Annotated in this window: 16 protein-coding genes; 1 reads left to right on the forward strand and 15 read right to left on the reverse strand. The window is 46.1% G+C overall.

All coding sequences use genetic code 11. The features are described from left to right. Window position 1: 1 nt before the first annotated feature. The 15 genes from FS373_RS15615 to FS373_RS15685 all read right to left on the reverse strand — a co-directional run bounded on the left by FS373_RS15615 (window position 2) and on the right by FS373_RS15685 (window position 10,701). Entirely contained in the window at window positions 2-466 is a 465-nt protein-coding gene (locus FS373_RS15615) for a type III secretion system chaperone (RefSeq protein ID WP_152829819.1), read from the reverse strand. A 38-nt stretch (window positions 467-504) separates the two neighbouring features. Continuing rightward, window positions 505-1,575 (reverse strand): hypothetical protein, encoded by a 1,071-nt coding sequence (locus tag FS373_RS15620; RefSeq protein WP_152829820.1) that lies wholly within the window; start codon window positions 1,573-1,575, stop codon window positions 505-507. A gap of 52 nt (window positions 1,576-1,627) precedes the next feature. Further along, complete coding sequence (locus FS373_RS15625) at window positions 1,628-2,110, reverse strand: CesD/SycD/LcrH family type III secretion system chaperone (protein ID WP_152829821.1); 483 nt, start codon at window positions 2,108-2,110, stop codon at window positions 1,628-1,630. An 81-nt stretch (window positions 2,111-2,191) separates the two neighbouring features. Continuing rightward, entirely contained in the window at window positions 2,192-2,371 is a 180-nt protein-coding gene (locus tag FS373_RS15630; protein ID WP_152829822.1) for a hypothetical protein, read from the reverse strand. 42 nt (window positions 2,372-2,413) lie between these two features. Then, window positions 2,414-2,797 carry a secretion protein gene (locus FS373_RS15635; RefSeq protein WP_152829823.1) on the reverse strand — a complete coding sequence of 128 codons (384 nt, stop codon included), beginning with the start codon at window positions 2,795-2,797 and terminating at the stop codon, window positions 2,414-2,416. A gap of 116 nt (window positions 2,798-2,913) precedes the next feature. Further along, window positions 2,914-3,516 carry a pathogenicity island effector protein gene (locus FS373_RS15640; protein ID WP_144046609.1) on the reverse strand — a complete coding sequence of 201 codons (603 nt, stop codon included), beginning with the start codon at window positions 3,514-3,516 and terminating at the stop codon, window positions 2,914-2,916. 12 nt (window positions 3,517-3,528) lie between these two features. Beyond that, window positions 3,529-4,989 carry a type III secretion system translocon protein gene (locus FS373_RS15645; protein ID WP_152829824.1) on the reverse strand — a complete coding sequence of 487 codons (1,461 nt, stop codon included), beginning with the start codon at window positions 4,987-4,989 and terminating at the stop codon, window positions 3,529-3,531. After that, a complete protein-coding gene (locus tag FS373_RS15650; protein WP_144046611.1) occupies window positions 4,979-5,449 on the reverse strand; it encodes a SycD/LcrH family type III secretion system chaperone in 471 nt (156 codons plus the stop codon). Before FS373_RS15650 ends, FS373_RS15645 begins: the two co-directional genes overlap by 11 nt. A gap of 10 nt (window positions 5,450-5,459) precedes the next feature. After that, window positions 5,460-6,260: a secretion protein EspA gene (locus FS373_RS15655; RefSeq protein ID WP_144046612.1), complete on the reverse strand. Its 801-nt coding sequence runs from the start codon at window positions 6,258-6,260 to the stop codon at window positions 5,460-5,462. 40 nt (window positions 6,261-6,300) lie between these two features. Further along, window positions 6,301-6,873: a secretion protein EspA gene (locus tag FS373_RS15660; RefSeq protein WP_144046613.1), complete on the reverse strand. Its 573-nt coding sequence runs from the start codon at window positions 6,871-6,873 to the stop codon at window positions 6,301-6,303. Window positions 6,874-6,928: 55 nt separating this feature from the next. Further along, a complete protein-coding gene (locus tag FS373_RS15665) occupies window positions 6,929-7,324 on the reverse strand; it encodes a hypothetical protein (RefSeq protein ID WP_152829826.1) in 396 nt (131 codons plus the stop codon). Window positions 7,325-7,418: 94 nt separating this feature from the next. Continuing rightward, the gene (locus FS373_RS15670) at window positions 7,419-7,610 is read right to left on the reverse strand and encodes a hypothetical protein (protein ID WP_144046615.1); all 192 of its coding nucleotides are present in this window, start codon (window positions 7,608-7,610) and stop codon (window positions 7,419-7,421) included. A gap of 10 nt (window positions 7,611-7,620) precedes the next feature. After that, entirely contained in the window at window positions 7,621-8,826 is a 1,206-nt protein-coding gene (sctD, locus tag FS373_RS15675) for a type III secretion system inner membrane ring subunit SctD (protein ID WP_152829827.1), read from the reverse strand. 1 nt (window position 8,827) lies between these two features. Beyond that, window positions 8,828-10,303 (reverse strand): EscC/YscC/HrcC family type III secretion system outer membrane ring protein, encoded by a 1,476-nt coding sequence (locus FS373_RS15680; RefSeq protein WP_144046616.1) that lies wholly within the window; start codon window positions 10,301-10,303, stop codon window positions 8,828-8,830. Next, the gene (locus tag FS373_RS15685; protein ID WP_229380893.1) at window positions 10,300-10,701 is read right to left on the reverse strand and encodes a hypothetical protein; all 402 of its coding nucleotides are present in this window, start codon (window positions 10,699-10,701) and stop codon (window positions 10,300-10,302) included. The genes FS373_RS15680 and FS373_RS15685 overlap by 4 nt, the downstream gene beginning before the upstream one ends. 221 nt (window positions 10,702-10,922) lie before the next feature. Here FS373_RS15685 and FS373_RS15690 point away from each other — a divergent pair, with 221 nt between their 5' ends. After that, a complete protein-coding gene (locus FS373_RS15690) occupies window positions 10,923-11,477 on the forward strand; it encodes a protease inhibitor I9 family protein (protein WP_152829828.1) in 555 nt (184 codons plus the stop codon). Window positions 11,478-11,502: the final 25 nt, after the last annotated feature.

Below are 11,502 nucleotides of genomic sequence, written 5' to 3' on the forward strand. Positions count from 1 at the left end.
GTTAGCCCCTCAAAGTGATAAATTGTTCAGTTGACTGTTTATTTGCAACCTCTGCATAGCCGTCATTCATCATCTCCATGATATGCTTTTGCCATTTTTCACAATTGCCGACAAAATTTATAAGTAAACTTTGCAAACGAACAAAATCCATTGTTTGAATATTTTCGATATAGCCAAAATATATTTTTCTGTTATCTGGCGAAACAGATAAGGTACCGCCACCTGTTCCCATCCAATTAAAATTTTCATGTAACAAATTAAGAGCTATTTTTTCATTACACTCTTCAGGCAACTCCCCAACTATCCCTAATAGGGTTACTTGTTCACCTTCATCAACATATTGTAATCTAATTGTTATATTTCTATTAAAAGTCAACCAACAGGTATTTTCTTCATCATGGATCATATTTTCAATACCATAAGCATTATTAAGTTCTTGAACTAATAAATTAAAACGTCTCATCATATTATTCCTTATATTTAAAATTTAAGATCACAATTATTTTAATAAAGTAATATCTGCTGTAATGCTTTAAGTTGCTGCATAACATCGCTTAACTCAGACTTTGAACGACTGAAGTGTTCAGTTAATTGCATAAGTTGCGCTTCCATATCGGTGATCTTGTTGTCTTTGTTATCCAATTGACTCCTGAGATCATTATTATTTCTTTGTCGCTGTTCACTCTGTTTGGTCCGCATTTCGGCATCGAACAGCGCGGCTTTGATATTGGCCTCACTCTCTTTCAAGCGTGACCCCAGTTCACTTATCTCCTGCCTGCCTTGCTGGACCTGAAATTGATGTTCATTAGCCTCGAGTCCCTTAGCCGACAAGATTTTCTCCTGTGACTCAGATTTCAACTTAGCGGCTTTGTTCGTCGGTGCCTCTTTGGCTAAATCGGCGATACCGGTAACCACTGGCCCAGCACTTTTACGGGCCATGTTTACCATGCTAACCGTGCCGGCGATACTTCCAGGTAGTGATGCAGGCGTGATAATCGCACTCCACAGGGTGCCTACGGTTAACGCAACACGGGAGGTGATAGAGACGGCCTTGCCCCACCACTGCGCCTTGTCATCGGCGACCCCCATTTTACCCAAGAGAGCATTGACACCATTGGCAACAGCATCGCCCCCCATGGCTAGCCCTTCTCCGCCCCCCGCCTTACTTCGCCAATCAGCAAATGCACAGCCAGCGTCCGCCACTGCCAAGGTAAATGCCACACCGGAGGCGATAAGCAGAGGTAATCCTGCACCGCCTGTCAGTACGGTCGCCGCAATCGACACCCCTAAAGCGACCCCAGTTAAGGCTAATGAGCCCAATTTTGCAAAAAAACCAGACTTGGCGATATCCACACCTAGCTTTTTAGCCTCGGTGTCGGCGAGTGTTGCCTCGTCCCGAGTCTGTTGCGCCTTGGTGCTAATGTCTCCTGTCAGCCCTGAATTAGCCGAAGGTAACGGCACTTGGCGAGGATTAAATCTGGAAAGTTCACCCTTAGGTAAAGCCTTAGAGGAGCTGACGAGATCTAACCCCCTTAAACTAGAAGAAGACAGGGATACTTGAGCTAGCTCATTCATAACAAACCTCATTGATTACAATAAATTGAGTGATGCTGGCACCGAGACCAGATCAGTGGTTAAGCTTGGTCAATAATTCCTGCGCCAGTACACCTATCTCATGGTGTTCAGGATGGCTAAAACTTTGTGTGATCGCGGTTTGTAGTGCTTCTATTGCCGCCGACTCCTCATCTAAACTCAATAAGCATTGGGCGATCCGAAAAGACGCACCGGGATCACAGGCATCCATGACTAAGGCATAGCCATAGAAAGTCAGTGCATGTTGAAACTCGCCTAACCAGTGTAATGTCGATGCCAATGCCATGTGGAAGCGTCGATCCCAGGGCTGATGCATCACTAAATAGGTAAAATCCACTATGGCTTGAGCTGGAAAACCGGCTTGATATTTATTCTGGCCCGAGTCATATATCGCTTCTAAATCTTGGCTGGTGAGTCCTGCCATTTCAGCTAAGGTTATTTGGTCCACCAATGCCAATTGTAGATTCGCCTCTAACTTGTCAAAATCTATATTTGATTTAATCACTTGCGCATTCATATGTTCTCCTTAAGGATCGATTCCCTGATGGCTCACCACTCAGGAAGCCATCAAGAGATGGATATCAGCATGAAATGAATATTATTGGTAATGGGGCAAGGCACCTGTTGTATGTATTGTCACTGGCGCAACATCCCGGCCATATGCACTATATTGACTGTCGAGTTGAATCACATCTGCATGATTTTGCAGGTCATAAACTTTTCCATTTTGACCATCAAGGAAGTAAGTTTGACCCAACTTGAAATGAAGTAAGTTCATTAATGCTTACCTCTCTGTCTTTACAACACCAAGATTATTCGGCTAATACACCAACCAGGTGTTACCGTCTTGATTGACCTCTTTTGCGCCTTGCTGCACCAACACATCATGCAGGGCCTTACGTGTCAGTCGCTGGACAGGTAAGCCAGCATCATAAATAACCATGCCTCGAATCTGTTTAATTTGCGGAACCTTACGACGTATGACCTTGAGTTGTTCAATCAACTGAGATACGGCGCTACTGATGCCGGTATTGTTGCCTTTACTGGAAAAATCACAAATGGTGAGGGTGCTATCATCGACACGATAAACCAGTGACCAGTGCTGACTGTCCCAACGTTTTCCCCACTCAAATTGACTGGTTTCAAAGTAAGCTGGGCTCACCTCTATACCCTGATGAGCTAAATATTGTGTGACCGGATCCATAATGAACTCCTTAATTGTTTCACTAATCAATAACCACTAACTCACTACTTAGAGTCAATATCCACACTGAGCCGCGAAAGTTGAGGCCAGATATGATGGGACTGACCTCAGCAGACCTAGTTATGCACGGCCGAACTGATGCGGCCGTGAAGATCCACCAGATCTTTGATCAAGGCGCGCATTTGCTCTGAAATCTGCTTAGCCTTATCACTAAGTTCATTGGCCCCCTTAAGATAGCTCTGGGCATTACTGGCCTTAAACTCGGAAATAGTACGCTCCAACTCGGCTTCCTTACTGATCCCCGCGCCGACAAGTTTTCCAGTCCCCTCCAGACCTTTGCCAAACGCGTTACTCATATGAGTTGCCGCATCACCAAACTTACTCGATAGTCCGACACCCGCCATACCGATCACGCCACCGGCAATCTCGAGGGCGCCAGTCCACATCGCAGATTCGCAGGCCTTATCTATCGCGGCGCGCTTATCATCCATCGAGGCGATTTGCACATTCCACCCCAACTCTTGTTGCTTGACGTTGTAGTCCTGTAATATGTTGCGCAGCTTCTTAAACATCTCCGCTAACTTCAACATAAGGTCGTTGATCTGAGAGATAGCATCCATACCGTCACTGCCACAATTGTCATTGAGTTCATCAAGTTTATCTGTGGTGTTAGGCGCTGTAATGGGACTCTGACCTGAAATAGTTGTCATGTCTGTCATGGTAAACCTCACTTATACTGTTGAGCCTGCGATTCTTGCCTGTATAGCACCGGTCTGGCTGATCACCTTACTGGCACCATCTAAACTATCACCTTGTTTATCAATAAGATCTTTCACAGATTTCATCTGCTGTTCCTTGGCTTTGTCGTACCAGTCATAACAAAATTCGACAAAGTTTTGCTTCAAAATCAGCTCCTCAATCTGCTTCTGTAGCTTGGCTTTTTCTAGGGCTATACTGCCCTCGGTAATGGCCTTTCCGGCTCCAGCCGTCGCACGTATAACATCGAGACTGGTGAACATACAGGCCTTGATAGCCGTCTTTATCACTTCGTGACTGACCTCTTTAACCACCTGTTTAGTGATCTCTTCGGCGGTCACCGCGATACCCTTCTTAATCGCTTGTTTGCCCACCGCTTCGACTGAGCGTGTCACCAGCTCCTCGATGGCCTGCTTACTAAAGGCATCCATCAGCCCGCTAGCGAGTTGACGCCCTCCTTGTTCGGCCGCTTCCTTAAGCCCCTTGCCTAAATTAGCTATCACTTGATCTGTTACCTGTTCGGCGACCTGCTTACCGACCTCTTTTGCAACACTTGTCACGGCCTCAGATGAGCCTTTACTTATGCCCTCCACGAGTTTAGGTGCCGCCTCTTTCATCACAGTTTCGGTTCCTTTGGCGATGGAACGTGTTGCCGAAATAGCCCGACCCGCCTGGAAGATGTCTAAGGCCATACCGACCATTTCGCAGCCCAATTGCACCTTACCCGCAACATCGATAACACTTTGGCACTTCTCCTTGTCCGCACCGCACAGGATGGCGGTTTCCGCCGCGGCCTTAACCATGCCCGCCACCCCAGCAGCCAGGTATGCGGCGCCGCCAGCTATTTCCAAAGCACCACCCGCAACATCCCCCACGGCGCAGCGCAATGCCCCTTCGACTAATTTGATTGCTCCATAGATGGCTTCGACAGCGCCCACAATCCAATCGAAGATGGCACCAAAAACACCGCCTTTCTGAGCCTTATCGGATTGTTCTATCGCTTTCGCCAGCTGCTCCTGATACTCCTTCACTTTTTTATCACGAAGAAACTCTTGGGTATCTGTCATTATCTTGCTGGCTTTCATGGCTGAATTAGCCGTATCGGCAAAAGTAGATATGCTCAGATTCGCCGCCATCAGAACCATGGCATCCATAGAGGCTTTTTCTAATGAAGCTAAGGAGCCCCCCGTTCCGTGATTGCCACTCACTTCACTTTTTTTCCCGTCGAAGAAAGGCGTTAAGATACGTTGCAGTGCTTTCTCCGCCTCTTTCATGGTCACTGGACCTTGGTGATAGTCTGTGTGTTCGGTCTGATTTAAGATCACAGGCCTGGACCAATCGGGTAAACTGGCTTTTGCCACATCCCGGGCTCGCGCCGCGCCGTAACTCCCGTTAAGGTTTTCGCTTCCTCGCTCGACAACACTATTAATTGACATGGGAACTCTCCTCAGTGATCGACGCTAAACCTTGCTGCGCACTGGCGGCAATATCGCCACTTTCTGGGTGGCCCTGACACCAACGTAAACTGGCATTGAAACTTTTTACGGCATAACCTTTGTTCCCTAGCGCGAGGTAACTCAATCCCGCATGGTAGGCTGGCAAAGGATTATCGACCTTGATCATGCCTGCTCGTCCCAAACAAAAGATGGCCTCTTCATGTTCATCTAACTGCTGGCAACATATCCCCAGTGAGAAACAGTAGTCATAGTTCCACTGGTCGATACGCATCAGGAGATAGAAGAGTCGTTTTGCCCCTTGTTGATCCCGGCAAGCCATCAGCTGCAATGCATATTGATATAAGATATTGAGATCAGTCTGCTCCACATCGGCCAACATACGTAAGGAACCGCCTCGCTGAAGAAAATGCTCAAGTACTTCAAATTCTTGTTGTTTCATCTTAGGCTCCTTAGCGTATGTTCTGGGCTATCGACTTATTCATTTCGGCTAACATGGTCTGCATACTGTTTAGCAAGCTGACTGTCACATTGTAGGTTTGCATGATTTTTTGCAGCTGCAGCTGTGACTGTGAGACGAAATCTGAGGCTCGATTCGATACAGATTCCAGTGCAGATTTCACCGCCTGCAGTTTGCCTTTATCTAAGCCACCCGCATCACCTAAGGTATCGGCAATCTTCTGCATATGAGCTTTACTGATATTTTGCCAGGAACGGCGTCCCACCTCAGGCAAACCCCAAATGTAATCGCTACACTTTTGTCCATCCACCTTGATGCCCTTAGCATCCATATAACTGACTACGTCTTGCCAGCTGGCAGACTGCATCCCCTGTGGACCCACTTCACCAATTTTTCCTAACAATTTTTTAAGATAAGCCGCCGAGGGATCATTCTTGCTCAGGTAATTATCAATGGTCATACCATCGACTTTAAAACCGTTGTCACTCATATACTTGATCACATCAGGCGGTAATTTTTCAGCGGCCTTATCATCTCCCTTCGACACTTGAGCGATCACTTCATCGACGCGATTGGCCATATCCTGAGCCTGACGAGAAACATCGGCTTTCTGTTGCATCTGACCATATTTTGCATCGGCCAACTCAGACAACAAATTCATAAACATATACAGCACAGCGATGCCGCCCGAGAGCACTGAGTCCCCTCGAGATGCGATCTGGTTCTTCACATCTTCCGGAGCCTGAGAGTTGCTGATACTGGTACCTTGAGTTGAGACATTTGTAATATCCACAATGACTACCTCCAACAGAAATTCAGATTGATGCTCAGAGTTATCGTATGTTCTGGGCGATGGATTTATTCATCTCAGCGAGCATGGTCTGCATACTGTTGAGTAGGCTGACGGTGACGTTGTAAGTCTGCATAATTTTCTGCAGCTGCAACTGAGATTGCGACACAAAGTCTGATGCTCGATTTGACACAGATTCCAGTGCAGATTTCACCGCCTGCAACTTGCCTTTATCCAGCCCCTTACCATTAGGATCATTCTTTGCCATGTATTTATCGATTGTCATACCGTCGATGGTAAAACCATTGTCATGCATATATTTAACGACATCATCGGGGAGCTTCCCCATCGCTTTGTCGTCCCCCTTAGAGACTTCGGCAATCACTTCATCGACTTGATTGGCCATATCCTGCGCCTGACGGGAAACATCGGCTTTTTGCTGCATCTGGCTATATTTAGCATCGGCCAGCTCAGAGAGCAGGTTCATAAACATATAGAGCACTGAAATCCCGCCTGAGAGCACTGAATCACCTCTGGCTGCAATCTGATTTTTAATATCTTCAGGCTGCTGAGAATTAATAATACTGGTACCTTGATTAGCTACTGACATACTCATGATAATTTCCTCATTGATTTGTTAATCATTTAAATAAGAAATGAAAAAGTTCACACTATAAATAATTCCTGACCTTCTTAGCTTTAACATTATTAACGTTATTTAATGCCTCTGCTTCACTCACTTGCTCAGTTAACTCCTCTCCCCCCTTACCACCTTCTGCAGATTCTATTTCACCTAACACATTAAATTGTTGTTCCAAACTTTTAAAATGAGTTTCTAATTCATCAACCTTATTCATCACCTTAGCCTGTTGGAATTCAAATCCTTCCGGAAATGCGTTTTTTAACTTTATTAACTTCGCCATAGCATCGGCATCGTTATCTGATCGTTCTACAAGTTGGTTAATCTCAACCTGAAGTCCTTGAAACTCCTTAAGCTGTTGTCCCAAAGCGGATTTACGTTGATTAAGGTCATTCATTACTGATTTAATATCGCTGAACATATCCATAATTTTCTCCTTGACTCTCATATTAATAGGTTTGTTTATTGAAAATATCGAAAAAAATAAAATACAAATAAAAACTGGTCTGACCACGCGTTATTTATCGACCATAACGACTGAACAATATATCGATCACCTCCTCAGCTGCATCCACCGCTTCCAAGCAAGACTCATTACCATGAGTCTTTAATAACACCGCTCGTCCTCTCATCTCTTTCATCCGAGTTCGATATCCTTCATGATTTTTATTACCTTGCTTAATATCATCTTCCAACTGAGTGATTCTAGACATAGGTGTCTCCTTAAAAAATTAATGGGATATGTATTAACTCACCACCGCGAGTTAAATCCAGGCCATGAATATTCATGTAATTAATCATGAAGCCATTATCTAATTTACTGCCAGCCGATAACCTCATCCCATTGCCCAGTTCAATGAAGGGAGATTTAGCATTACCTCCAAAACTGACAACCGGCGCACTTAACATCTGGGCGAGTTCGTCCCGTACCGGAATATTCTGAAACACCAGCTTAAATCCACTCGGGTGGCTCTGCTCCAGTTGCCTTGCAACACTCATGACCTGCTGCTGCTTCTCCTCACTGATCTTGCCGGTGATCACAATCGAGTTTTTCACACGCTCCACCATTAATCCGCTAAGCAGTTGTTTCTCCCTGAGTTGGGCGATCAAGGGTTTTAATTGTCTATTCACTTGATTGGACACATGCCATCTCACCAGACCCGGTAAACGATTAAAGCCATCAACCGCCTTATCCCAAGCCTCACCGGATCGAATCGCACCAGAAATATTGACGCTACCCAGTTCATGCCCCAGTTCGACAATCGCATCAGGAAAGCCGTTTTGAGCCAGCACTCCCTTTACATTAGTGATGAGTTGATCGCCGCATTGAGTGTGATCGACAAACAAAATTCCAGAATTTTTTAAGTCACTGAAAAAAGCCGTTATCTGCTGCGCGTCAGTGCAATAGCCACTTAGGGTGACAATCCCTGAGTTTGACCAGCTAGCTCTTATATCTTTGAGGCCATCTTGGATCAGTTGTTGTGACAGCCATTGACTCGGCGTCTGCACAGTTTGTGGCGGTGAGCTTGGTACCAGGAGTACACTCATCAGCAAAGTGAAGGTAAGCAAAGAGGCAATAACCAGCATCCAATAGGACATTTTCGATTTAGACAGCACCTGCTTAGGCACCGCTTGCATCCTAAGTACATCGTCCGCTCCCCCCAGCACCATAGCGATACCGGCAAACTCAATGACCCGGCCTAATGGCAGAAGATCTAGCTTGCTAGCAGGCTTACCATCGATCCAAGTCGACACTTCACTTTGAAGATGTACTCCGGCATCATCGATAAACAGCTCCAGCTGCCTTAACTCAACTAAGGTCGCGAGAACATCCCCATCCGGACCAATACTCATGCAGCCTAGAGGTAGAGATAGCTCCCGCCCTTGCAGGGGGCCGTTTAACCATAAGAGCTTGTATTTTGAAGACATATCAATCTCCTTGGTTAATAGGTTCCGCTTTGATAAGGAACAGACGCATCACACTTTGTGTGTGGTGATCTGTACTTCTGAACAAGCCACCCAACAAGGGGATATCACCCAATAACGGGATCTTGTTCTCAGTGGTTTCGTCTCTGTCCTGCACAAATCCACCGATAAGCAGGCTCTCACCAGACTTAAGACTTGCCTGAGTCGATATTTCTGAACTCTGTACCTGAGGCAGAGGCTCACTCCTGTTCACAGCCTGACTCTGCTGACCATCTTGTATATTCAGATTTAGCATCACTATCTGTTGACCCGATTCTTCTATCAATCTGGGGGTGACCCTAAGCAGAGTCCCCGTGGTGACCGACTCCAATTTTGCCACCTTGTCTCCCTCTAATTTGGTGTAGAAAGTGACATTTTTATCCAACACAGCCTGTACATTGTTAAGGGTGACCACTGAGGGGCGGGATAACACTTTTGCCTTTGAGTTTTTCTCAAGCGCATTGAGCCTCACCATAAAGTTGCCGGTATTACCGATGACAGTGGAGAAATTATCGCTGCTGACGCCACTATTGAAGCTCACAGAGCCACCGCCTAACTTGGCCGAGGCCGACCAATCGACGCCTAATTGATTAAAATCAGAGGTATCCACATCTATGATAGAAACGGAAATTTCGATCATACTGGGCTTAGTATCTAGCTGGTTAATCAGGGAGCCATAGGTCGCCATATCCCTTCCACTTCCCCGCACAATAATGGCATTTCGACGAGGATCGGCGGAAAAGACCGGGCCGCTGATACTACTCACATTACCGGCAACAGCATTGGCCACCTGGGTACCTTGATTCATCTCCTTCAGCACAGTTACCAATCCGGGGATTTTCACTGACTGACTGCGATATTGATAAACGGAGTCAGTTGCCGATGCATATTTGAGCGGATATACCCGTACAGTCTCACCAGTCTCGGAAGTGTGTTTGGCACTGGCATCGAGTTGCGCGGTCAGCTTAGTGACACTGGTGATGCAAGCCGGTACACCTGACACCTGCAGCCCCTTGATCCCTGCGACAGGCTTGATACTGCAAACGCCTGCATCCAATACACCTGCCGACTTCAGATATTGGCTGACTTTAGCCGCGGACAGGCTGTTTAAGGATAAAATATCATTGGTGATCTCACTCGCTTTATAGACGTACAACACCTCACTGTTGTAGTACCAGACCAAGCCGTAACGTCGGCTCAGGTCTTTGATCACTTGTTGAGGATCTTGGTTCTGAATCTCACCTATGTAGGTGTCTGTCACCTGATCACTTATCACAACGGGTACGCCATAATTACTGCCGAAGTCTTGCAACACTGAGGATAGAGCGGTGCCGCGACTGAGCATCACGAAAGGTTCGCCTTGCCATTTAACCGCCGTTAAAGGCATTGCCTGGGCCAGGCTTAAATTAAAAAGTAGTAATAAGCAGATAAATCTCTTCATGCTGTCCTCCCGATAATAGAGCCACGATGACGATCGAGTGGTTTAACTAGCCCTTTTTCAAGAAATCTCGCGATAGCCAGCTGTAGCACAACCCCTTGGTAAACTAATTCATCATCTTGATTTTCATCGTAATAACGCCATAACAACCAGGCATTATCTCTAAACTGTAAGCCACAATCCCGGGCTTCTTCACAGGCCGCAAGCGCTAGGCTCGCTTGGTTTATCCAGTCAAGTTCCATCTCAATTGACACATTGAGCACTATGGCAACAGAAGCAGACGTCTCTTGCTCCACGACATAGGCTTTTCTCTCGGCCAATAACCAGGCATTTCCCTCTTGGGATAATGTCGAGGTGAGAAATCCACTGTTAACTAATCTATCTATCATCTGAGTAGCCACTTTGCTCTCCTCCATGGATTCAGTATGTGATCGAAGGGATTTCGCGCCCATCAGGTGAACACCTTAACTAGCACTCGGGACAAATAGGTTTGAGGAGATGGCAGGCACAACTCAGTAGTTCACCTGATATGAAAACGGCAGAAGAAAACTAGTATGACGGGTCACAGAGTTTTTAAAGCTTGGCTTAAAACCACATGCGCTAACACAAATAGAAGATAACTATGACAACAAGCACAATAAAAATGGCGATAAGCCTGTCGGCATTATCTATGCTGATCTCCGCCAATATTCATGCCTCTCCCGACGTGATGCAAGATAAACACTCCTTCGACTCGGGTGCTAAGCCACACTCACCTCTGCCTAAACGTTACATCGTAAAATTTAGAAATGCCGGCAGCTCGACGGAAACAAGATCTACAGCCAACATATTGGCTTACAAGCCACGCATCAATGAGGTTTTCTCTCAACATCGAGCCTTAAACAGTGTCTCAGCAAAAGAGATAATACGCATAGGCCGCAGTAATGGTTACACCGCCAAACTGAATGAAGAAAGCGTGCAGGCGCTGAGTTTGCGCGCTGATGTGGATTATGTAGAGGAAGATGACCCCGGACATAATAATGCCCATGGCATCCATGTTGCAGGAACCATAGCCGCCATAGCCAATGAGCAGGGCGTTGTCGGCATCATGCCCAATCAAAACGTCAATATACATATCATCAATGACTCTCTCAGTCGTTCACCTGATAGCCAATCTCGCAAACTTGACTCAAGCTGATATCAGTAACCCTATACAGAGTCAA

The organism is Shewanella sp. YLB-07 (assembly GCF_009377275.1).

Excerpts from the sequence above, each read along its gene's own strand:
- FS373_RS15615 (WP_152829819.1), bottom strand. The coding sequence starts at position 466 with ATGATGAGACGTTTTAATTTATTAGTTCAAGAACTTAATAATGCTTAT.
- FS373_RS15620 (WP_152829820.1), bottom strand. The coding sequence starts at position 1,575 with ATGAATGAGCTAGCTCAAGTATCCCTGTCTTCTTCTAGTTTAAGGGGG.
- FS373_RS15625 (WP_152829821.1), bottom strand. The coding sequence starts at position 2,110 with ATGAATGCGCAAGTGATTAAATCAAATATAGATTTTGACAAGTTAGAG.
- FS373_RS15630 (WP_152829822.1), bottom strand. The coding sequence starts at position 2,371 with ATGAACTTACTTCATTTCAAGTTGGGTCAAACTTACTTCCTTGATGGT.
- FS373_RS15635 (WP_152829823.1), bottom strand. The coding sequence starts at position 2,797 with ATGGATCCGGTCACACAATATTTAGCTCATCAGGGTATAGAGGTGAGC.
- FS373_RS15640 (WP_144046609.1), bottom strand. The coding sequence starts at position 3,516 with ATGACAGACATGACAACTATTTCAGGTCAGAGTCCCATTACAGCGCCT.
- FS373_RS15645 (WP_152829824.1), bottom strand. The coding sequence starts at position 4,989 with ATGTCAATTAATAGTGTTGTCGAGCGAGGAAGCGAAAACCTTAACGGG.
- FS373_RS15650 (WP_144046611.1), bottom strand. The coding sequence starts at position 5,449 with ATGAAACAACAAGAATTTGAAGTACTTGAGCATTTTCTTCAGCGAGGC.
- FS373_RS15660 (WP_144046613.1), bottom strand. The coding sequence starts at position 6,873 with ATGAGTATGTCAGTAGCTAATCAAGGTACCAGTATTATTAATTCTCAG.
- FS373_RS15665 (WP_152829826.1), bottom strand. The coding sequence starts at position 7,324 with ATGGATATGTTCAGCGATATTAAATCAGTAATGAATGACCTTAATCAA.
- FS373_RS15670 (WP_144046615.1), bottom strand. The coding sequence starts at position 7,610 with ATGTCTAGAATCACTCAGTTGGAAGATGATATTAAGCAAGGTAATAAA.
- sctD (WP_152829827.1), bottom strand. The coding sequence starts at position 8,826 with ATGTCTTCAAAATACAAGCTCTTATGGTTAAACGGCCCCCTGCAAGGG.
- FS373_RS15680 (WP_144046616.1), bottom strand. The coding sequence starts at position 10,303 with ATGAAGAGATTTATCTGCTTATTACTACTTTTTAATTTAAGCCTGGCC.
- FS373_RS15690 (WP_152829828.1), top strand. The coding sequence starts at position 10,923 with ATGACAACAAGCACAATAAAAATGGCGATAAGCCTGTCGGCATTATCT.